31 protein-coding genes are annotated in these 17,780 nt (G+C 67.5%); all 31 read right to left on the bottom strand.

Translation table 11 applies throughout. The annotated features are described in order from the left end of the window. Positions 1–49: 49 nt before the first annotated feature. A complete protein-coding gene (rpsD, locus tag AB0F61_RS30585) occupies positions 50–676 on the bottom strand; it encodes a 30S ribosomal protein S4 (RefSeq protein ID WP_030489600.1) in 627 nt (208 codons plus the stop codon). 13 nt (positions 677–689) lie between these two features. Beyond that, complete coding sequence (gene rpsK, locus AB0F61_RS30590) at positions 690–1,097, bottom strand: 30S ribosomal protein S11 (RefSeq protein WP_030329919.1); 408 nt, start codon at positions 1,095–1,097, stop codon at positions 690–692. A gap of 18 nt (positions 1,098–1,115) precedes the next feature. Next, entirely contained in the window at positions 1,116–1,496 is a 381-nt protein-coding gene (rpsM, locus tag AB0F61_RS30595; RefSeq protein WP_007465236.1) for a 30S ribosomal protein S13, read from the bottom strand. A 266-nt stretch (positions 1,497–1,762) separates the two neighbouring features. After that, the gene (gene rpmJ / locus AB0F61_RS30600) at positions 1,763–1,876 is read right to left on the bottom strand and encodes a 50S ribosomal protein L36 (RefSeq protein ID WP_088952025.1); all 114 of its coding nucleotides are present in this window, start codon (positions 1,874–1,876) and stop codon (positions 1,763–1,765) included. Positions 1,877–1,966: 90 nt separating this feature from the next. Further along, entirely contained in the window at positions 1,967–2,188 is a 222-nt protein-coding gene (gene infA, locus AB0F61_RS30605; protein WP_007073013.1) for a translation initiation factor IF-1, read from the bottom strand. A 309-nt stretch (positions 2,189–2,497) separates the two neighbouring features. After that, positions 2,498–3,085, bottom strand: coding sequence for a DUF1707 domain-containing protein (locus AB0F61_RS30610; protein ID WP_357816820.1), 588 nt, complete (start codon positions 3,083–3,085; stop codon positions 2,498–2,500). Between the two features lie 208 nt (positions 3,086–3,293). Beyond that, a complete protein-coding gene (gene map / locus AB0F61_RS30615; protein WP_357816823.1) occupies positions 3,294–4,145 on the bottom strand; it encodes a type I methionyl aminopeptidase in 852 nt (283 codons plus the stop codon). 87 nt (positions 4,146–4,232) lie between these two features. Further along, positions 4,233–4,886 (bottom strand): adenylate kinase, encoded by a 654-nt coding sequence (locus AB0F61_RS30620; protein ID WP_007465256.1) that lies wholly within the window; start codon positions 4,884–4,886, stop codon positions 4,233–4,235. Next, positions 4,887–6,215 (bottom strand): preprotein translocase subunit SecY, encoded by a 1,329-nt coding sequence (gene secY / locus AB0F61_RS30625; RefSeq protein WP_357253566.1) that lies wholly within the window; start codon positions 6,213–6,215, stop codon positions 4,887–4,889. A 232-nt stretch (positions 6,216–6,447) separates the two neighbouring features. Continuing rightward, positions 6,448–6,891 (bottom strand): 50S ribosomal protein L15, encoded by a 444-nt coding sequence (gene rplO / locus AB0F61_RS30630; protein ID WP_088950230.1) that lies wholly within the window; start codon positions 6,889–6,891, stop codon positions 6,448–6,450. Next, the gene (rpmD, locus tag AB0F61_RS30635; protein ID WP_007465262.1) at positions 6,891–7,073 is read right to left on the bottom strand and encodes a 50S ribosomal protein L30; all 183 of its coding nucleotides are present in this window, start codon (positions 7,071–7,073) and stop codon (positions 6,891–6,893) included. Before rpmD ends, rplO begins: the two co-directional genes overlap by 1 nt. Continuing rightward, positions 7,073–7,687 (bottom strand): 30S ribosomal protein S5, encoded by a 615-nt coding sequence (gene rpsE / locus AB0F61_RS30640; protein WP_074314587.1) that lies wholly within the window; start codon positions 7,685–7,687, stop codon positions 7,073–7,075. Before rpsE ends, rpmD begins: the two co-directional genes overlap by 1 nt. Positions 7,688–7,720: 33 nt before the next feature. After that, positions 7,721–8,110 carry a 50S ribosomal protein L18 gene (rplR, locus tag AB0F61_RS30645; protein ID WP_357080808.1) on the bottom strand — a complete coding sequence of 130 codons (390 nt, stop codon included), beginning with the start codon at positions 8,108–8,110 and terminating at the stop codon, positions 7,721–7,723. Beyond that, the gene (gene rplF / locus AB0F61_RS30650; RefSeq protein WP_266246314.1) at positions 8,107–8,649 is read right to left on the bottom strand and encodes a 50S ribosomal protein L6; all 543 of its coding nucleotides are present in this window, start codon (positions 8,647–8,649) and stop codon (positions 8,107–8,109) included. The genes rplR and rplF overlap by 4 nt, the downstream gene beginning before the upstream one ends. Positions 8,650–8,665: 16 nt before the next feature. Then, entirely contained in the window at positions 8,666–9,073 is a 408-nt protein-coding gene (rpsH, locus tag AB0F61_RS30655; protein WP_007465270.1) for a 30S ribosomal protein S8, read from the bottom strand. 116 nt (positions 9,074–9,189) lie between these two features. Next, the gene (locus tag AB0F61_RS30660) at positions 9,190–9,375 is read right to left on the bottom strand and encodes a type Z 30S ribosomal protein S14 (protein ID WP_007465272.1); all 186 of its coding nucleotides are present in this window, start codon (positions 9,373–9,375) and stop codon (positions 9,190–9,192) included. A 1-nt stretch (position 9,376) separates the two neighbouring features. Beyond that, the gene (rplE, locus tag AB0F61_RS30665; RefSeq protein WP_110563094.1) at positions 9,377–9,943 is read right to left on the bottom strand and encodes a 50S ribosomal protein L5; all 567 of its coding nucleotides are present in this window, start codon (positions 9,941–9,943) and stop codon (positions 9,377–9,379) included. Next, entirely contained in the window at positions 9,943–10,263 is a 321-nt protein-coding gene (gene rplX, locus AB0F61_RS30670) for a 50S ribosomal protein L24 (protein WP_172899047.1), read from the bottom strand. The genes rplE and rplX overlap by 1 nt, the downstream gene beginning before the upstream one ends. Next, positions 10,260–10,628: a 50S ribosomal protein L14 gene (rplN, locus tag AB0F61_RS30675; protein ID WP_007465279.1), complete on the bottom strand. Its 369-nt coding sequence runs from the start codon at positions 10,626–10,628 to the stop codon at positions 10,260–10,262. The genes rplX and rplN overlap by 4 nt, the downstream gene beginning before the upstream one ends. A 97-nt stretch (positions 10,629–10,725) precedes the next feature. Next, positions 10,726–11,004 carry a 30S ribosomal protein S17 gene (gene rpsQ, locus AB0F61_RS30680; protein ID WP_030489590.1) on the bottom strand — a complete coding sequence of 93 codons (279 nt, stop codon included), beginning with the start codon at positions 11,002–11,004 and terminating at the stop codon, positions 10,726–10,728. After that, a complete protein-coding gene (rpmC, locus tag AB0F61_RS30685; protein ID WP_007465283.1) occupies positions 11,001–11,237 on the bottom strand; it encodes a 50S ribosomal protein L29 in 237 nt (78 codons plus the stop codon). Before rpmC ends, rpsQ begins: the two co-directional genes overlap by 4 nt. Further along, positions 11,237–11,662 (bottom strand): 50S ribosomal protein L16, encoded by a 426-nt coding sequence (gene rplP / locus AB0F61_RS30690; RefSeq protein ID WP_053653940.1) that lies wholly within the window; start codon positions 11,660–11,662, stop codon positions 11,237–11,239. The genes rpmC and rplP overlap by 1 nt, the downstream gene beginning before the upstream one ends. A 3-nt stretch (positions 11,663–11,665) precedes the next feature. Further along, the gene (gene rpsC / locus AB0F61_RS30695) at positions 11,666–12,535 is read right to left on the bottom strand and encodes a 30S ribosomal protein S3 (protein WP_007465294.1); all 870 of its coding nucleotides are present in this window, start codon (positions 12,533–12,535) and stop codon (positions 11,666–11,668) included. Beyond that, positions 12,535–12,993 carry a 50S ribosomal protein L22 gene (gene rplV / locus AB0F61_RS30700; RefSeq protein ID WP_007465297.1) on the bottom strand — a complete coding sequence of 153 codons (459 nt, stop codon included), beginning with the start codon at positions 12,991–12,993 and terminating at the stop codon, positions 12,535–12,537. Before rplV ends, rpsC begins: the two co-directional genes overlap by 1 nt. 41 nt (positions 12,994–13,034) lie before the next feature. Then, positions 13,035–13,316 carry a 30S ribosomal protein S19 gene (gene rpsS / locus AB0F61_RS30705; RefSeq protein ID WP_007465299.1) on the bottom strand — a complete coding sequence of 94 codons (282 nt, stop codon included), beginning with the start codon at positions 13,314–13,316 and terminating at the stop codon, positions 13,035–13,037. A gap of 12 nt (positions 13,317–13,328) precedes the next feature. Then, positions 13,329–14,168, bottom strand: coding sequence for a 50S ribosomal protein L2 (rplB, locus tag AB0F61_RS30710; protein ID WP_357557766.1), 840 nt, complete (start codon positions 14,166–14,168; stop codon positions 13,329–13,331). A gap of 12 nt (positions 14,169–14,180) precedes the next feature. After that, positions 14,181–14,483 carry a 50S ribosomal protein L23 gene (gene rplW / locus AB0F61_RS30715; protein WP_007465304.1) on the bottom strand — a complete coding sequence of 101 codons (303 nt, stop codon included), beginning with the start codon at positions 14,481–14,483 and terminating at the stop codon, positions 14,181–14,183. Beyond that, entirely contained in the window at positions 14,480–15,130 is a 651-nt protein-coding gene (gene rplD / locus AB0F61_RS30720; protein WP_110563096.1) for a 50S ribosomal protein L4, read from the bottom strand. The genes rplW and rplD overlap by 4 nt, the downstream gene beginning before the upstream one ends. Further along, a complete protein-coding gene (gene rplC / locus AB0F61_RS30725; RefSeq protein WP_184178725.1) occupies positions 15,127–15,792 on the bottom strand; it encodes a 50S ribosomal protein L3 in 666 nt (221 codons plus the stop codon). Before rplC ends, rplD begins: the two co-directional genes overlap by 4 nt. A gap of 11 nt (positions 15,793–15,803) precedes the next feature. Continuing rightward, positions 15,804–16,112: a 30S ribosomal protein S10 gene (gene rpsJ, locus AB0F61_RS30730; RefSeq protein WP_007073037.1), complete on the bottom strand. Its 309-nt coding sequence runs from the start codon at positions 16,110–16,112 to the stop codon at positions 15,804–15,806. A 350-nt stretch (positions 16,113–16,462) separates the two neighbouring features. Beyond that, a complete protein-coding gene (gene tuf, locus AB0F61_RS30735) occupies positions 16,463–17,656 on the bottom strand; it encodes an elongation factor Tu (RefSeq protein ID WP_357253575.1) in 1,194 nt (397 codons plus the stop codon). Positions 17,657–17,780: the final 124 nt, after the last annotated feature.

A 17,780-nucleotide genomic window follows, 5' to 3' on the forward strand; every position in this document is an offset into this window, starting at 1 on the left:
ACTGTTCCGGTGGCCCGCCCCGAAGGACGGGCCACCGCAGGAGCTCCGACTACTTGGAGTAGAGCTCGACGATCAACTGCTCCTGGACCTGCGTGTCGATGACCTGCCGGGCCGGGAGGGAGTGCACGAGCACCTTCATCTGGCTCGGGATGGCCTCAAGCCACGCCGGAACCGTCTTCGAGCCGGCCTGGGCCTGCGCGACGATGAACGGGGTGAGCTCCTTGCTCTTGCCCCGAACCTCGATGATGTCGTGCTCCTTGACGCGGTACGACGGGATGTCGACCTTCTTGCCGTTCACCGTGAAGTGACCGTGCTTGACCAACTGGCGGGCCATGTCCCGCGAGTGGGCGTAGCCGGCCCGGTAAACGACGTTGTCCAGCCGCGACTCGAGGATCTGCAGGAGGACCTCACCGGTCTTCGCCTGCTTGCCAACGGCTTCCTCGTAGTAACCGCGGAACTGCTTCTCCAGCACGCCGTAGACGCGGCGGGCCTTCTGCTTCTCGCGGAGCTGGAGCAGGTACTCCGTCTCCTTGGTGCGGCCGCGGCCGTGCTGCCCGGGCGGGAACGGCCGGGACTCGAACGGGCACTTCGGACCATCGCACTTGCTGCCCTTGAGGAACAGCTTCATCTTCTCCCGCCGGCAACGGCGGCAGTCAGCACCGGTGTAACGAGCCATCTCTCTCTACCTCTCAGACCCGGCGACGCTTCGGCGGACGGCACCCGTTGTGCGGCTGCGGGGTGACGTCGGCGATCTGCCCGACCTCGAGGCCCACGGCCTGCAGCGAACGGATGGCGGTTTCCCGGCCGGAGCCGGGGCCCTTGACGAACACGTCGACCTTGCGCATGCCGTGCTCCATGGCGCGACGCGCGGCAGCCTCGGCGGCCAGCTGCGCGGCGAACGGAGTCGACTTGCGGGAGCCCTTGAAGCCGACCTGGCCGGCGGAGGCCCAGGAGATGACCGCACCGGTCGGGTCCGTGATGGACACGATGGTGTTGTTGAACGTGCTCTTGATGTGCGCCTGCCCGTGGGCGACGTTCTTGCGTTCCTTGCGCCGGACCTTCTTGACAGCGGCTCCGGCACGAGCCTTCGGTGGCATAAGTTTTCTGCGCTCCTATTACTTCTTGCCGGGCTTCTTCTTGCCGGCGACGGTCCGCTTCGGGCCCTTGCGGGTCCGTGCATTGGTCTTGGTCCGCTGGCCACGCACGGGCAGGCCCCGGCGGTGCCGGATGCCGGCGTAGCAGCCGATCTCGACCTTGCGGCGGATGTCAGCGGCGACCTCGCGGCGCAGGTCGCCTTCAACCTTGTAGTTGCCCTCGATGTGGTCGCGGAGCTGCACGAGCTCCTCGTCCGTGAGGTCCCGAGCGCGCTTGTCCGGCGAGATGCCGGTGGCGGCGAGTGTCTCCAGGGCGCGGGTGCGACCGACCCCGAAGATGTAGGTGAGCGCGATTTCCATCCGCTTCTCGCGGGGGAGATCCACGCCGACTAGACGTGCCATGTGCGGGCGTACTCCTCGTGATGTGTGGCGGAGGTGTGGACCCGTCCCATCCCGCTACCGGCCGTCCCGTCTTTCCGACGCGGTGAGCGCCGGCGACCGGGAACGGTCGCTGCCCGAGCGGGCCCCGGCCTCCGACCGGGGGTCAGCCACGAAGGAGTACGACTCGCGTACCGCTCGCGGCTGGGACGAGCATGTGTGATGTGTGTGTCGCTGAGGATCTGCCCGGACCAACGCCACCCGGCCGGACTACGGCCGGACGGGCTGAGTCAGCCCTGGCGCTGCTTGTGGCGCGGGTCGCTGCAGATGACCATGACCCGGCCGTGCCGGCGGATAACCCGGCATTTCTGGCAGATCCTCTTGACGCTCGGCTTGACCTTCACGGTTGCCTTACTTCCCATCTGGCCCGGGGACGCGCGTTGCGCGACGCCGGACGTCGAAGACGGACAGGGACTTCCCGGCCGTCGTCAGGACTACTTGTAGCGGTAGACGATGCGCCCGCGGGTCAGGTCGTACGGCGAGAGTTCGACGACGACCCGGTCCTCCGGAAGAATGCGGATGTAGTGCTGCCGCATCTTGCCGCTGATGTGAGCCAACACCTTGTGGCCGTTCGCGAGCTCCACCCGGAACATGGCGTTCGGCAGGGGCTCGATGACCCGACCCTCGATCTCAATGGCTCCGTCTTTTTTCGGCATGTCCTCCGCTGTCCTGACGTCGATTGCTCCGGGCGGCCCACAACGTCTTACACGGAAATCTGACCAGAATCAGAAGACCGCGCCAGCCGCGGCTCCAGGTCCCACCGAAGCGCAGGGTGGGCATGCCGGAGTGGACGCTGTGCGCCGATCTGAAAGTGTACGCCGGCCTGCGGGCGCTCGCCAAACCGGCCACCCAACACGCCCCCGGGGCGGATGCCGAGCCGTCACCCCAGGGCCAGATGATCTTTAGGAGACCGCCTGTCGATAGGTGACCCGGCCGCTTCCAACCCGGGTCGACGCCACCGGTGGTCAACCAGCCGGCTGCGGATCGTCCCGTTCGTCCGATTCACCGGAACGCAGCTCGCGCCGTCGTTCCCGCTTCGCCCGTTTGCGCTGCCGCCGACGCGCCCGCTCGATCGCCTGACGTCGGGGCTCTCCCCCGGTCAACCCCGTGACCGTACGCACCACGAGCACCGCACCCCAGGGCCCCGCCACCCACGCGGGCCAGAAGTAGAGCAACTGCTGGCTCAGCAGCGACGTCACCGCCCAGATGGTCACGACGATGGCGATCACCTTCAGGTACGGCAGCCACACCTCACCCAACCAGCGTGCGGTGACACCACCGGTCGACACCTGATCGGGCTGGCCGGCCGACGGGCTGACCGCCGGTCCGCCGGGCGAGGCCGGCGCCAGGACCGACGACTGCGACGGCGTCACCGGCGGCAGATCAGTGAGCAGAGCTTCCAACTCGGCGTACGTGCGGGCCGCGTAGGCCCGCTGCAACCGCTCGTCGTACTCGTGCAGGTCCAGTCGACCCTCATTGAGGGCTACCAGTAGCCGGTCGGCCACCGCCGCGCGGTCCGCGTCCGCGGCTCGCATTCCGTCGCGCCCGTCCATGCCGGCAAGCATGCCACTCCCAAGCCAGCCCCGCGCCCCGCCGAAACCGCCCCCACCGGACGCCGCGCGCCGGCCACCCGCCCGCCGGTCGATCATGAGGTTGTTGGCGGGGATAGCGGCGCGCCGTCCCGATAACCTCATGATCAACAGGACGGGACGGGGTGGGGCGGGGCGGGGCGGGACGGGGCGGGGTGGGGTGGGGTGGGGTTTACGGGGTGGTGGAGGCCGCGGGTTGGCGGGCGGTCACCAGGTCGCCCAGGCGGGCGCGGCCTCCGTCGAAGGCCGTGAGCACCCACACGCCGTCGGGCAGCAGCGCCATCGAGTGCTCGACGTGCGCCGCGATCGAGCCGTCCCGGGTGACGACCGTCCAGCCGTCGGCCAACTCGACAGTACGGGGGGACGCCATCGTGATCATCGGCTCGATGGCCAACGCCATGCCGGGCACCAGACGAGGGCCCTTACCCGGCCGGCCGTGGTTGAGCACGTGCGGGTCCTGGTGCATCTCGGTGCCGATGCCGTGCCCGCCGTAGCCGTCGACGATGCCGTACCGGCCGCCCTTGCGAACCGCGCTCTCCACGGCGTGCGAGATGTCGGTGAGGCGGCCCTTGCCGCTTGCCGCACCGCGCGCGGCGGCGGCGATGCCGGCCCACATCGCGTCCTCGGCGACCTCGGCTATCTTCAGCAGGGCCGGGTCGACCTCGCCGACCCCGACGGTGATGGCGGAGTCGCCGTGCCACCCGTCCAGCACCGCACCGCAGTCGATCGAGATCAGATCACCGGCCTGAAGCACCTGCTTCGGCGACGGGATGGCGTGCACGATCTGCTCGTTGACCGAGGAGCAGATCGACGCGGGGAAACCGTGGTAGCCCTTGAACGACGGGACGCCGCCCGCCTCGCGGATTGTCGACTCGGCGATGGCGTCCAGGTCGGCGGTGCTCACACCGGGGGCGACAGCCTCCCGCATCCGGCGAAGCGCCTCGGCGACCACCAGACCGGCGGCCCGCATCTTCTCGATCTGGTCAGGGGTCTTCAGCTGGATGTCCAGCTGGGGACGACGCATGGAGCGATTACCTTTCGTTGCCGAACAGCGGGGCACGTCGTGCGTACCCCGCTGTTCGCACTCTATCCGCCGTGGTCCGGCAGGACCTCAGCCGCCGTACGACCGCAGTGCGTCGATGGCCCGGGTGGTGACGTCCTCCACCGGGCCGGTGGCGTCGATCCCGACCAGCTTGCCCTGAGCGCCGTAGTAGTCGACCAGGGGCGCGGTCTTCTCGCTGTACTCACGAAGCCGGGTGGCGATCGTCTCCGGCTTGTCGTCGTCGCGCTGGAACAGCTCGGCGCCGCACCTGTCGCAGATGCCCGGCCGGGTGGTGGCGTCGAACTCGACGTGCCAGATCTTGCCGCAGCCCCGGCAGGTGCGCCGGCCGGACAGGCGCCGGATCACCTCGTCGTCGTCGACCACCAGCTCCAGGACCAGATCCAGCGCGGTGCCCAGGTCGGCGAGGAGCTTGTCCAGGGCGGCCGCCTGCGGAGTGGTCCGCGGGAAGCCGTCGAGCAGGAAGCCCTCGCTGGCGTCGGGCTCGGCCAGCCGGTCCCGGACCATGTTGATGGTGACCTCGTCCGGGACCAGCTCGCCCGCGTCCATGTACCGCTTCGCCTCGACGCCGAGCGGCGTGCCCTGGGTGACGTTCGAGCGGAAGATGTCTCCGGTCGAGATCTTGGGTACCGACAGGTGCGCGGCGACGAACTCGGCCTGCGTGCCCTTACCCGCACCCGGCGGGCCAACCAGAACGAGTCTCATCTACCGCAGGAACCCTTCGTAGTTCCGCTGCATGAGTTGGCTCTCGATCTGCTTCACGGTCTCCAGACCGACGCCGACCATGATGAGCACAGCGGTGCCACCGAACGGGAAGTTCTGGTACTGCTGGCTGTCCAGCCAGATGAAGAAGAAGTTCGGCAGGATCGAGATGATGCCGAGGTAGAGCGCGCCCGGCAGGGTGATCCGGCTGAGGATGAAGTCCAGGTAGTCCGCCGTCGGCTTGCCCGGCCGGATACCCGGCACGAACCCGCCGTACTTCTTCATGTTGTCCGCGACCTCGGTCGGGTTGAACGTGATCGAGACGTAGAAGTACGTGAAGAAGATGATCAGCAGGAAGTACACCGAGATGTAGATCGGGCTGTTCGGAGCGACCAGGTTGTTCTGGATCCACGCCTGGACCTTGCCCGGGTCGTTCTGGTCGAAGAACTGGAGCGCCAGCTGCGGGAGGTAGAGCAGCGACGAACCGAAGATGACCGGGATCACACCAGCCTGGTTGACCTTCAGCGGGATGTAGGTCGAGGTGCCGCCGTACATCCGCCGGCCGATCATCCGCTTGGCGTACTGCACGGGGATCCGGCGCTGCGCCTGCTCGATGAAGGTGACAGCGGTGATGACCACCAGAACCAGCGCGATGACCAGGGCGAACTTGCCCCAACCCTGGCTGGTCTTGATCTGCCAGCCCTCGCCGGGCAGCCGGGCCGCGATCGAGGTGAAGATCAGCACGGACATGCCGTTGCCGACGCCCCGGTCGGTGATCAGCTCACCGAGCCACATGACCATGCCGGTGCCGGCGGTCATGGTGATCACCAGGATGGTCAGGGTCAGCCAGTCCGGGATGCCGGTGCCGGTCGGGATGATCGGGAACTGGTCGCAGCGGTTCTGGAACAACTGACCCGAGCGGGCCAGGGCCACGAACGCCGAGGCCTGCAGCACACCGAGACCGAGGGTCAGGTAGCGGGTGTACTGCGTGATCTTCGCCTGGCCGGCCTGGCCCTCCTTGCGGAGCTGCTCCAGCCGCGGGATCACGACCGTCAGAAGCTGCAGGATGATCGACGCGGTGATGTAGGGCATGATGCCCAGCGCGAAGACCGAGAGCTGTAGCAGCGCTCCGCCGGAGAAGAGGTTGAGCAGATTCAGCGGGCCCGTCGTGTCACCCGAGATGGAGTCGAGGCACTTCTGCACGTTGCCGTACGAGACGCCCGGGCTGGGGAGCGTCGCACCCAGCCGGTAGACCGCGATGATGCCTACTGTGAACAGCAGCTTCTTGCGCAGGTCAGGCGTACGGAACGCACTGAGAAAGGCGGACAGCAACTTCTTCCTCCTGCGCGAGGCGGGCCGCCGGTGATCCCTGGCGGGTGGGGGTGGACCACGGGCGAGTGCCCGCAATCCATGGCTGGGATGGGACTCTAACAGTCCGACCCCGGTCCGGGCAGATGCGCCCGACTACATAAATCGATTCCGATGTTACCGGGCGCTTGAGGCCCAGGCAGACCATGGCGCCCGCCAGTTGCTCACAACTGGACGGGCGCCATGGGTGTACGCCTTACAGCTCGGTGGCGGAGCCACCGGCAGCAGCGATCTTCTCCTTGGCCGACGCACTGAACGCGTGCGCGGACACCTGGAGCGCCACACCGCCGAGGTCCCCGGTGCCGAGGACCTTGACCGGGTGACCCTTGCGGACCGCGCCGGACTCGACGAGCTCCAGCGGGCCGACCTGACCACCATTCGGGAACAGCTCAGCGAGTCGGTCCAGGTTTACCACCTGGAAGACCACCTTGAACTTGTTCTTGAAGCCCTTCATCTTCGGCAGGCGCATGTGGATGGGCATCTGCCCACCCTCGAACGCCGCCGAGATGTTCTTCCGGGCCTTGGAACCCTTGGTACCGCGACCAGCGGTCTTGCCCTTGGAACCCTCACCGCGACCCACGCGGGTCTTCGCGGTCTTGGAACCGGGCGCCGGGCGCAGGTGATGCACCTTGATCGTCATTACTCGACCTCCTCGACCTTCACGAGGTGGCTCACAGTGAAGATCATGCCGCGGATCTCGGGCCGGTCCTCCTTGACCACCACGTCGTTGATCCGCTTGAGACCGAGCGAACGCAGCGACTCACGCTGGTTGTGCTTGGTCCCGATACCGGACCGGAGCTGGGTGACCTTCAGGCGTGCCATCAGTGCGCCACCCCCGCACGCGACGCCAGCATGGCGGCCGGCGCGACGTCCTCCACCGGCAGACCACGACGCGCCGCGACCTGCTCGGGGGACTCAAGCCCCTTCAGGGCCGCCACGGTGGCGTGCACGATGTTGATCGGGTTCGACGAGCCGAGGCTCTTGGAGAGCACGTCGTGGATCCCGGCGCACTCCAGCACGGCGCGCACCGGGCCACCGGCGATGACACCCGTACCGGCCGAGGCCGGCTTGAGCAGCACGACGCCAGCGGCGTCCTCACCCGTCACCGGGTGCGGGATCGACTGACCGATCCGCGGGACCTTGAAGAAGTGCTTCTTGGCCTCCTCGACACCCTTGGCGATGGCCGCGGGCACCTCCTTGGCCTTTCCGTAGCCCACGCCGACCGTGCCGTCGCCGTCGCCCACGATCACCAGGGCGGTGAAGCTGAAGCGACGACCACCCTTCACGACCTTGGCGACGCGGTTGATCGCGACGACCCGCTCAAGGTGCGGGGTCTTCTCGACGGGCGCGTTTCCGCGGCCGCCCTCACGGCGGTTGTCGCGGCGACCACCCTCGTTGCCACCGGACCCGCCGCCACGGCGCTGTTGACCTGGCATCAGCAGCCTTCCTTATCTCTCGTGACGGGGTTGTTAGAACTCGAGCCCGGCTTCGCGGGCGGCGTCGGCAAGCGCGGCGACTCGCCCCGCGTACCGGTTACCGCCGCGGTCGAAGACGACCTTGGAGACGCCGGCGGCCTTGGCCCGCTCGGCGAGCAGTGCGCCCACCTTGCCGGCGAGGGCGCTCTTGTCGCCCTCCGTACCGCGCAGCGAGGCGTCCAGGGTCGACGCCGACGCCAGGGTGTGGCCCTTGGTGTCGTCGACGATCTGGGCGACCATGTGCCGCAGCGAACGGGTGACGACCAGGCGCGGACGCTCGGACGTACCGCTGACGTTCTTGCGGACGCGGAAGTGCCGACGCGCACGCCCAACGGCGCGCTTGGCGGCGACACCGCGGCGGCGCTTGAGCAGCGTGGCGCTCACTTCTTACCTGCCTTTCCGGCCTTGCGGCGGATGACCTCGCCCTGGTACTTGACGCCCTTGCCCTTGTAGGGCTCCGGCGGGCGGATCTTCCGGATGTTGGCGGCGACCTCACCGACCTGCTGCTTGTCGATGCCAGCCACGTGGAACAGGGTCGGCCGCTCCACCGTGAAGGTGATGCCCGCCGGGGCGGGGACGACCACCGGGTGCGAGAACCCGAGCGCGAACTCGAGGTCCGAACCCTTGGCGGTGACCCGGTAACCGGTGCCGGCGATCTCCAGGCTCTTGCGGTAGCCCTCGGTGACCCCGACGATCATGTTGGCAACCAGCGTACGGCTCAGGCCGTGGAGTTCCTTGGCCTTGCGCTCGTCGTTCGGCCGGTTGACGTTGAGCTGCCCATCCTCGGCCCGCTCGACCGTGATCGGCTCGGCGAGGGTGTGCTCAAGCTGGCCCTTGGGGCCCTTGACCTTGACGGTCTGCCCGTCGATCGTGATGTCGACGCCGGCTGGTACCGGGATCGACTTACGTCCAATTCGCGACATTTCTACCAGTCTCCCGTTACCAGACGAAGGCGAGGACTTCCCCGCCAACACTCCGCTTGCGGGCCTGCCGGTCGGTCAGCAGCCCCTGGGACGTCGAAATGATCGCCACGCCCAGCCCACCGAGCACCCGCGGGAGCCCGTCCGACTTGGCGTACACCCGGAGACCGGGCTTGGACACGCGCTTGATGCCGGCCAGGCTCCGCTCGCGGTTCTGGCCGTACTTCAGCTCGACGACCAGTCGCTTGCCGACGGCACCCTCCTCGGGCTCCTCGACCGACCAGGTGGCGATGTAACCCTCGGCCTTCAGGACCTCGGCGATGTTCGCCTTGATCTTGGAGTAGGGCATCTTCACCTGATCGTGGTACGCCTGGTTGGCGTTACGCAGACGCGTGAGCATGTCTGCGATCGGGTCGGTCATCGTCATGGATTTCGTCAGCCTTTCTCGCCGGGGTTCCCGGGGCATCAGCCCCGGGCCTACGGCGAAGAGCAATACCTAATCGGTGCAGGAGTTCCCGGCCGACGGCCGGGACGCGGTCGCCCTTACCAGGAAGCCTTGGACACGCCCGGCAGCTCACCGCGGTGAGCCATCTCCCGGATGCAGACCCGGCAGAGCCCGAACTTGCGGTAGACCGCCTTCGGACGCCCGCACCGCTGGCAGCGGGTGTACGCGCGAACCGAGAACTTCGGCTTCGCGGCCGCCTTGATGATCAGCGCCTTCTTGGCCATCTCAGTTCTCCTTGAACGGGAAGCCCAGGAGCTTGAGCAGCGCCCGGCCCTCGTCGTCGGTCGTGGCGGTCGTGACCACCGTGATGTCCATGCCCCGCTGGCGATCGATCCGGTCCTGGTCGATCTCGTGGAACACCGACTGCTCGGTCAGACCGAACGTGTAGTTGCCGTGCCCGTCCAGCTTGCGCCCGTCCAGACCGCGGAAGTCGCGGATACGCGGCAGCGAGATGGACAGCAGCCGGTCCAGGAACTCCCACATCCGGTCGCCGCGAAGGGTCACCTTCGCACCGATCGGCATGCCCTCGCGCAGCTTGAACTGCGCGATGGACTTGGTCGCCCGCCGCACCTGCGGCTTCTGGCCGGTGATCGTGGCGAGGTCGCGGACCGCGCCATCGATCAGCTTGGCGTCGCGAGCAGCCTCGCCGACACCCATGTTGACGACGATCTTGACCAGCCGCGGCACCTGCATGGGGTTGCCGTAGCTGCGCTGCTCACGCAGCTGGGCCACGATCTCGTTGCGGTACCGCTCCTTGAGGCGCGGCAGGGTCTTTTCGGTAGCCGTGGTCATCACAGGTCCTTACCGGTGCTACGCGCGATGCGGACCTTCTGGCCGTTGTCGTCGATCCGGTAACCGACGCGGGTCGGCTTGCCGTCGGAGTCCAGGACCTGCACGTTCGAGACGTGGATCGGGGCCTCCTGGGTGACGATGCCGCCGGTCTTGGCGCCACGCTGGGTGGTGCTGATGCGGGTGTGCTTCTTGACCCGGTTCACGCCCTCGACCAGGACCTTGTCCTGCCGCGGGTAGGCCTGAATGACCTTGCCCTTGGCACCCTTGTCCTTGCCGGCGATGACGACGACCGTGTCGCCCTTCTTGACCTTCACGGTCACAACACCTCCGGCGCGAGGGAAATAATCTTCATGAACCGCTTGTCCCGCAGCTCCCGGCCCACCGGGCCGAAGATGCGGGTACCACGCGGGTCCCCGCCGTCCTTGATGATGACGGCGGCGTTCTCGTCGAAGCGGATGTACGAGCCGTCCGGCCGACGCCTCTCCTTGGCCGTGCGAACGACGACCGCCTTGACGACGTCGCCCTTCTTCACACCGGCACCCGGGATCGCGTCCTTGACCGTGGCCACGATGACGTCGCCGATGCTCGCGTAGCGCCGACCCGAGCCACCGAGAACCCGGATGCACAGGATCTCCCGAGCACCCGTGTTGTCGGCGACGCGCAGTCGCGACTCCTGCTGAATCACGTCTATCTCCTATGTCTGCCGGTTCTCCGGCCGCCGTAGCGGCCGGAGCCTGGCGGAACCTACGCCCGACGCAACGCCGGGCGAGCTCGAGCCTTCGCTACTTGGCCTTTTCCAGGATCTCCACGATCCGCCAACGCTTCGTGGCGCTCAGCGGCCGGGTCTCCATGATGAGAACCCGGTCACCGGTGCCAGCGGCGTTCTGCTCGTCGTGCACCTTCAGCTTGGCCGTACGGCGCATGATCTTGCCGTACAGCGCGTGCCGAACCCGGTCCTCGACCTCGACCACGACGGTCTTGTCCATCTTGTCGCTGATCACCAGGCCCTCGCGGACCTTGCGGCGCGACCGCGCGGCGGCGGTGGCGGTCTCTTCGGTCATGATGCAGTCACCTCAGTCGGCGCGGCCGAGAGCCCCAGCTCGCGCTCACGCATGATCGTGTAGATCCGGGCGATCTCCCGACGGATGACCTGCAACCGCCGGTTGTTGTCCAGCTGCCCGGTTGCGGCCTGCACGCGGAGGTTGAACAGCTCCGCCTTGGCCTCCCGCAGCTTCGTGACCAGCTCCTCTTCGGAGAGCTCACGCAGCTCGGTCGCCTTAACGCCCGCTGCCATCAGGATTCACCCACTTCGCGCGTAACAATGCGGCACTTCATCGGGAGCTTGTGGATCGCGCGACGCATGGCCTCTCGCGCGGTCTGCTCGTTGGGGAAGGACATCTCGAAGAGAACCCGCCCCGGCTTGACGTTGGCGACCCACCACTCGGGCGAACCCTTACCGGAACCCATCCGGGTCTCGGCAGGCTTCTTGGTGAGGGCCTGGTCCGGGAAGATCGTGATCCAGACCTTGCCACCACGCTTGATGTGGCGAGTCATCGCGATACGTGCCGACTCGATCTGCCGGTTCGTCACGTACGCCGGCTCGAGAGCCTGGATCCCGAACTCGCCGAACACCACCCGGTTACCACCCTTGGACGCGCCACTGCGGTCCGGGTGGTGCGGCTTGCGGAAGCCCTTCGGGGGCTTGCGCGGCATCAGCATCTGTCAGCCCTCCTGCTGCGTTTCTGCCGGAGCAGCCGCGGCGGCGACAGCAGCGCTGTCCACCGGCTCGCCGCTCGGCGTCTCGGCCTGCTGCGCGATGGTGGTCGCAGCAGCCCGCCCGGCCTCGGTGCCACCGGCCGTGGTGCCGGACGAACCCGACCGACCACGACGCGGACGCTCGGGACGGTCGCCACGCTCACCACGACGCGGGCGGGACGGACCGGCCTCGGCCGGAGCCTCCCGGCCCGGGACGGCGTCGCCCTTGTAGATCCAGACCTTCACACCGATCCGGCCGAACGTGGTACGGGCCTCGAAGAAGCCGTACTCGATGTTGGCCCGCAGCGTGTGCAGCGGAACCCGGCCCTCACGGTAGAACTCGGTCCGGCTCATCTCGGCGCCGCCGAGGCGGCCCGAGACCTGAACCCGGATGCCCTTGCAGACCGGGTTCTTCATCGCCGACTGCATGGCCTTGCGCATCGCCCGACGGAAGCTGACCCGGCTGGACAGCTGCTCGGCCACGCCCTGCGCGACCAGCTGAGCGTCCGACTCGGGGTTCTTCACCTCGATGATGTTCAGCTGAACCTGCTTGCCGGTGAGCTTCTCAAGCTCGCCGCGGATCCGGTCGGCCTCCGCACCCTTACGGCCGATGACGATGCCCGGCCGGGCGGTGTGGATGTCGACCCGGACCCGGTCGCGGGTGCGCTCGATGTCGACCTTGGAAATCCCGGCACGCTCGAGGCCCTTGGACATCATGCGGCGAATCTTGACATCTTCGCCGATGTAGTCCTTGTAGAGCTTGTCCGCGAACCAGCGGGACTTCCAGTCGGTCGAGATGCCGAGCCGGAACCCAGTGGGGTGAACCTTCTGACCCATTACTCGGCGTCCTCCGTCTTGCTCTGCGCTTCGGCCGGTGCGGCCTCCGTGGCCGGGGCGGCCTTCTTCGCCGCGGCCTTCCTCGGCGCTGCCGGCGCGACCGCTTCGACCGCCACGGTGATGTGGCAGGTGCGCTTGCGGATTCGGTACGCCCGACCCTGCGCCCGCGGCTGGAACCGCTTCATCGTCGGGCCCTCGTCCACGAAGGCCTCGCTGACGAGCAGCGCGTCGGGGTCCAGCCGCTCGTTGTTCTCCGCGTTGGCGATCGCGCTAGCGAGCACCTTGTACACCTGCTCGCTCGCAGCCTGCGGCGCGAACTGCAGCACCGTGAGCGCCTCCTTCGCGGGCAGGCCGCGGACGAGGTTGACCACCCGGCGCGCCTTCATCGGCGAGATGCGCACGTGCCGCGCAACCGCCCGCGCGCCCGGAAGCACCGGAGCGTCGCCCTTTCCTGGCATCGCTGTAACCCCTTGTTCCCTCTATCCGTATGCCCGCGGCGTCAGCGCCGACGGCTCTTCCGGTCGTCCTTCTCGTGACCCTTGAACGTGCGGGTCAGCGCGAACTCGCCGAGCTTGTGCCCGACCATCGCCTCGGTCACGAACACCGGGACGTGCTTGCGTCCGTCATGAACGGCGATCGTGTGCCCCAGCATCTCGGGGATGATCGTCGAACGCCGCGACCAGGTCTTGATCACGTTCTTGGAGCCCTTGTCGTTCTGTACTTCCACCTTCTTGAGCAGGTGGTCGTCGACGAACGGGCCCTTCTTCAGGCTGCGAGGCATGTCTTATCTCCCTCAGCCGCGCTTACGCGTGGCGTAGCGGCGGCGGACGATCAGCCGGTCACTCGGCTGGCCCTTACGGCGGGTGCGGCCCTCGGGCTTACCCTGCGGGTTGACCGGGTGGCGACCACCGGAGGTCTTACCCTCACCACCACCGTGCGGGTGGTCGACCGGGTTCATGGCGACACCACGGACGGTCGGGCGCTTGCCCTTCCACCGCATCCGGCCGGCCTTGCCCCAGTTGATGTTCGACTGGTCGGCGTTGCCGATCTCGCCGATGCTGGCGCGGCAGCGCACATCCACCCGCCGGATCTCGCCGGACGGCATACGCAGGGTCGCGTACGCGCCCTCGCGGCCGAGCAGCTGGATACCGACGCCGGCGGAACGGGCCAGCTTGGCCCCGCCACCCGGACGCAGCTCCACGTTGTGGATCGTGGTACCGACCGGGATGTTGCGCAGCGGCAGGTTGTTACCCGGCTTGATGTCGGCGCCCGGCCCGGACTCGACGCGGTCGCCCTGCTTCAGGTCCTTCGGCGCGATGATGTACCGCTTCTCGCCGTCGGCGTAGTGCAGCAGCGCGATGCGCGCCGTGCGGTTCGGGTCGTACTCGATGTGAGCGACCTTCGCCGGCACGCCGTCCTTGTCGACCCGCTTGAAGTCGATCAGACGGTACTGGCGCTTGTGACCGCCGCCGTGGTGCCGCGTGGTGATCCGGCCGTGGGCGTTACGCCCGCCCTTCTTCGGCAGCGGAACCAGCAGCGACTTCTCCGGCGTGGACCGGGTGATCTCGGCGAAGTCAGCGACACTCGAGCCACGTCGGCCCGGCGTCGTCGGCTTGTACTTACGGATAGCCATTGTCTACACCCCTCAGCTGACCGGGCCGCCGAAGGCCTCGATGCGGTCACCGTCAGCCAGCTTCACGATCGCCCGCTTGGTCGCCTTGCGCTGACCGAAGCCGGTCTTGGTGCGCTTGCGCTTACCCTGGCGGTTGAGCGTGTTGACCGTCAGGACGCGGACGTTGAAGATCTGCTGGATAGCGATCTTGATCTCGGTCTTGTTCGCGTCCGGGTGCACCAGGAAGGTGTACCAGTTCCGGTTCAGCTCGCTGTAGCTCTTCTCCGAGACGACCGGCGCCACGATGATGTCGCGCGGGTCGGCGATCGTGCTCACTTGCCACCCTCCTCGGTGGTCTCGGCGGGCACGCCCAGGAACTCGTCCAGGGCGTCCTTGGTGAAGACCACGTCGTCGGCCACCAGCACGTCGTACGTGTTCAGCTGGCCGGACTCGATCAGGTGCACGCGCGGCTCGTTGCGCAGCGACACCCAGTTCAGCTCGTCGGTGCTGCTCAGCACGACCAGGACCCGACGGGCCTCGGTGAGCTTGGTCAGCGTGGCCAGGGCCGCCTTGGTCGACGGCTTCTCGCCCGAGACGAACGCCTCGACGACGTGCACCTGCCCGGCGCGGGCCCGGTCGGAGAGGGCACCCCGCAGAGCGGCTGCCTTCATCTTCTTCGGGGTCCGCTGGCTGTAGTCGCGCGGCACGGGACCGTGCACGACGCCACCGCCGGCGAACTGCGGCGCGCGGATCGAGCCCTGCCGGGCGCGACCGGTGCCCTTCTGCTTGTACGGCTTCTTGCCGCCACCAGCAACCTCGGCGCGGGTCTTGGTCTTGTGCGTGCCCTGTCGGGCCGCCGCGAGCTGGGCCACCACGACCTGGTGCATCAGCGCGACGTTGGCCTGCACGTCGAAGATGTCCGCCGGCAGCTCGACGGAGCTGCTGGTGGTGCCTTCGACGGTGCGCACGTCAACGGTGGTCACTTGGCCGCACCGCCCTTCTTCACCTTGATCTTGGCCGCGGTACGGACCAGAACCAGCGCGCCCTTGGGGCCAGGAATGGCACCCCGGACGAGCAGGAGGTTGTTCTCGGTGTCGACCGCCTGGACGGTCAGGTTCTGCACGGTGTACCGCACGCCACCCATCCGACCGGCCATCCGGGTGCCCTTGAAGACGCGACCGGGGGTCGCGCAGGCGCCGATGGAACCGGGCGAGCGGTGCTTGCGCTCGACACCGTGGCTGCTGCCCAGACCGTGGAAGCCGTGCCGCTTCATGGCGCCGGCGAAGCCCTTGCCCTTGGTCTTGCCGGTGACGTCGATGGTGACGCCGGCCGGGAACTCCTCGACAGTGACTTCCTGGCCGAGCGAGTACTCCCCCGCGTCGGTGGTGCGCAGCTCGACGATGTGCCGGCGCGGCGCCACGTCCGCCTTGGCGTAGTGCCCGCTGATCGGCTTCTTGACCTTGCGCGGGTCGATGGTGCCGTAGGCCAGCTGGACCGCGGAGTAACCGTCCTTCTCGGCGCTACGAACCTGGCTGATGACGCACGGGCCGGCCTCGACCACGGTCACGGGAACAACACGGTTGTTGTCCCAGACCTGGGTCATGCCGAGCTTGGCGCCCAGGATCCCCTTGACTTGCCTGTCCATTTGTCCGGTCCCTACAGCTTGATCTCGATGTCGACGCCAGCCGGCAGGTCGAGGCGCATGAGCGAGTCGACCGTCTTCGGGGTCGGGTCGATGATGTCGATCAGCCGCTTGTGCGTGCGCATCTCGAAGTGCTCGCGCGAGTCCTTGTACTTGTGCGGCGAGCGGATAACGCAGAAACGGTTGATCTCCGTGGGCAGCGGCACCGGGCCCGCGACCTGCGCCCCGGTGCGCGTCACCGTCTCGACGATCTTCCGAGCCGAGGAGTCGACGACCTCGTGGTCATAGGCCTTGAGCCGGATGCGGATCTTCTGTCCCGCCATGGTGGCTTCTGTTCCTTCTCTCGATGCCGCTGTGTTGCGGGCGCCTGTGCCGGCTGGCACAGGCCCACTTCGCCGACCCCCGCGGTCGGGCGTGTCGCGCCCTCGGGCCGAGCTCCGCCCCGTGGTTCCGGAGTGGTGCTGACCGCGCGGTGGGTCAAGGCGCCGATCGCATTACCGCGACCTGAACGCCGTGCGAGGGTGGTTGGCGACTGGGCCGCCAACCACCCTACGCTCGACTGTCTCGCCACCCGGAGGTTCAGCGAAAGCCGAACACAGGCGACGAACTGTCGTTACGCAACCTGACTAGTATGCCGCACGACCGGCGGCGGGTCTAATCGGGGTTACCTAGTTCACTTGATGATCTTGGTGACGAACCCGGCGCCGACGGTGCGGCCACCCTCGCGGATCGCGAACTTGAGGTTCTCCTCCATGGCGATGGGCTGGATCAGCTTCACCGACATGGACGTGTTGTCACCCGGCATGACCATCTCGGTGCCCTCGGGGAGGGTGACGACACCGGTGACGTCCGTGGTCCGGAAGTAGAACTGCGGACGGTAGTTCTGGAAGAACGGGGTGTGGCGGCCGCCCTCCTCCTTGGAGAGGATGTAGACCGTCGCCTCGAACTCCGTGTGCGGGGTGTTCGAGCCCGGCTTCACGACGACCATGCCGCGCTCGACCTCGTCGCGCTTGGTGCCACGCAGCAGCAGGCCGACGTTCTCGCCTGCGCGGGCGTCGTCCAGGGTCTTCCGGAACATCTCGATCGCGGTGACCTTGGTCTTGAAGCTCTTCTCCTTGATACCGACGAGCTCAACATCCTCGTTCGGCAGGAGAACGCCGCGCTCCACGCGACCGGTGACGACGGTGCCACGACCGGTGATCGTGAAGACGTCCTCGACCGGCATCAGGAACGGCATGTCGACCTCGCGCTCCGGCTGCGGGATCGAGGTGTCGACAGCGGTCATCAGGTCCAGCAGCTTGCCGGTCCACTCGGGGTCACCCTCGAGGGCCTTCAGCGCCGAAACCCGAACGACCGGCAGGTCGTCACCCGGGTACTCCTGCGAGGAGAGCAGCTCACGGACCTCGAGCTCGACGAGCTCCAGGAGCTCCTCGTCATCGACCATGTCGCTCTTGTTGAGCGCCACGACGATGTACGGCACACCAACCTGACGGGCCAGCAGCACGTGCTCGCGGGTCTGCGGCATCGGGCCGTCGGTCGCCGCGACCACCAGGATCGCGCCGTCCATCTGCGCGGCACCGGTGATCATGTTCTTGATGTAGTCCGCGTGGCCGGGGCAGTCGACGTGCGCGTAGTGCCGCGCCTCGGTCTGGTACTCGACGTGCGCGATCGAGATCGTGATACCGCGGGCCTTCTCCTCCGGCGCCTTGTCGATCTCGTCGAACGGCGTGTAGGGGTTCAGGTCCGGGAACTGGTCGTGCAGGACCTTGGTGATGGCCGCCGTCAGCGTCGTCTTACCGTGGTCGATGTGACCAATGGTGCCGATGTTGACGTGCGGCTTAGTCCGCTCGAACTTAGCCTTCGCCACTGGTGTCCTCCTGTGGACTTCTTGGTTCGTACGCCCGGCGCGCCGGTCGGCGCTTAGGACTCTGTCGACAGCCTTTCCGACCTGACGGTCGGAGAGCCTTTGTGGGTTCTGCGGCGATGAAGCC

Source organism: Micromonospora sp. NPDC023888 (assembly GCF_040639415.1).
Lineage (GTDB): Bacteria > Actinomycetota > Actinomycetes > Mycobacteriales > Micromonosporaceae > Micromonospora.

Excerpts from the sequence above, each read along its gene's own strand:
- rpmC (WP_007465283.1), bottom strand. The coding sequence starts at position 11,237 with ATGGCAGCGGGCGTTAAGGCGACCGAGCTGCGTGAGCTCTCCGAAGAG.
- rpsJ (WP_007073037.1), bottom strand. The coding sequence starts at position 16,112 with ATGGCGGGACAGAAGATCCGCATCCGGCTCAAGGCCTATGACCACGAG.
- rpsC (WP_007465294.1), bottom strand. The coding sequence starts at position 12,535 with ATGGGTCAGAAGGTTCACCCCACTGGGTTCCGGCTCGGCATCTCGACC.
- rpsQ (WP_030489590.1), bottom strand. The coding sequence starts at position 11,004 with ATGACCGAAGAGACCGCCACCGCCGCCGCGCGGTCGCGCCGCAAGGTC.
- AB0F61_RS30660 (WP_007465272.1), bottom strand. The coding sequence starts at position 9,375 with ATGGCCAAGAAGGCGCTGATCATCAAGGCGGCCGCGAAGCCGAAGTTC.
- rpsK (WP_030329919.1), bottom strand. The coding sequence starts at position 1,097 with ATGCCACCGAAGGCTCGTGCCGGAGCCGCTGTCAAGAAGGTCCGGCGC.
- rpmD (WP_007465262.1), bottom strand. The coding sequence starts at position 7,073 with ATGGCACGCCTGAAGGTCACCCAGCTCCGGTCCGGTATCGGGACCAAG.
- rplF (WP_266246314.1), bottom strand. The coding sequence starts at position 8,649 with ATGTCGCGAATTGGACGTAAGTCGATCCCGGTACCAGCCGGCGTCGAC.
- rpsD (WP_030489600.1), bottom strand. The coding sequence starts at position 676 with ATGGCTCGTTACACCGGTGCTGACTGCCGCCGTTGCCGGCGGGAGAAG.
- AB0F61_RS30620 (WP_007465256.1), bottom strand. The coding sequence starts at position 4,886 with ATGAGACTCGTTCTGGTTGGCCCGCCGGGTGCGGGTAAGGGCACGCAG.
- rpsS (WP_007465299.1), bottom strand. The coding sequence starts at position 13,316 with ATGCCTCGCAGCCTGAAGAAGGGCCCGTTCGTCGACGACCACCTGCTC.
- AB0F61_RS30610 (WP_357816820.1), bottom strand. The coding sequence starts at position 3,085 with ATGGACGGGCGCGACGGAATGCGAGCCGCGGACGCGGACCGCGCGGCG.
- rpsH (WP_007465270.1), bottom strand. The coding sequence starts at position 9,073 with ATGACGATGACCGACCCGATCGCAGACATGCTCACGCGTCTGCGTAAC.
- rplC (WP_184178725.1), bottom strand. The coding sequence starts at position 15,792 with ATGGACAGGCAAGTCAAGGGGATCCTGGGCGCCAAGCTCGGCATGACC.
- rpsE (WP_074314587.1), bottom strand. The coding sequence starts at position 7,687 with ATGCCAGGTCAACAGCGCCGTGGCGGCGGGTCCGGTGGCAACGAGGGT.
- rpsM (WP_007465236.1), bottom strand. The coding sequence starts at position 1,496 with ATGGCACGTCTAGTCGGCGTGGATCTCCCCCGCGAGAAGCGGATGGAA.
- rplP (WP_053653940.1), bottom strand. The coding sequence starts at position 11,662 with ATGCTGATGCCGCGCAAGCCCCCGAAGGGCTTCCGCAAGCCGCACCAC.
- infA (WP_007073013.1), bottom strand. The coding sequence starts at position 2,188 with ATGCCGAAAAAAGACGGAGCCATTGAGATCGAGGGTCGGGTCATCGAG.
- rplB (WP_357557766.1), bottom strand. The coding sequence starts at position 14,168 with ATGGCTATCCGTAAGTACAAGCCGACGACGCCGGGCCGACGTGGCTCG.
- map (WP_357816823.1), bottom strand. The coding sequence starts at position 4,145 with ATGCGTCGTCCCCAGCTGGACATCCAGCTGAAGACCCCTGACCAGATC.
- rplV (WP_007465297.1), bottom strand. The coding sequence starts at position 12,993 with ATGCCAGGAAAGGGCGACGCTCCGGTGCTTCCGGGCGCGCGGGCGGTT.
- rplE (WP_110563094.1), bottom strand. The coding sequence starts at position 9,943 with ATGACCACGGCTACCGAAAAGACCCTGCCGCGCCTCAAGGAGCGGTAC.
- rplO (WP_088950230.1), bottom strand. The coding sequence starts at position 6,891 with ATGACGATCAAGGTGCATCACCTGCGCCCGGCGCCCGGTTCCAAGACC.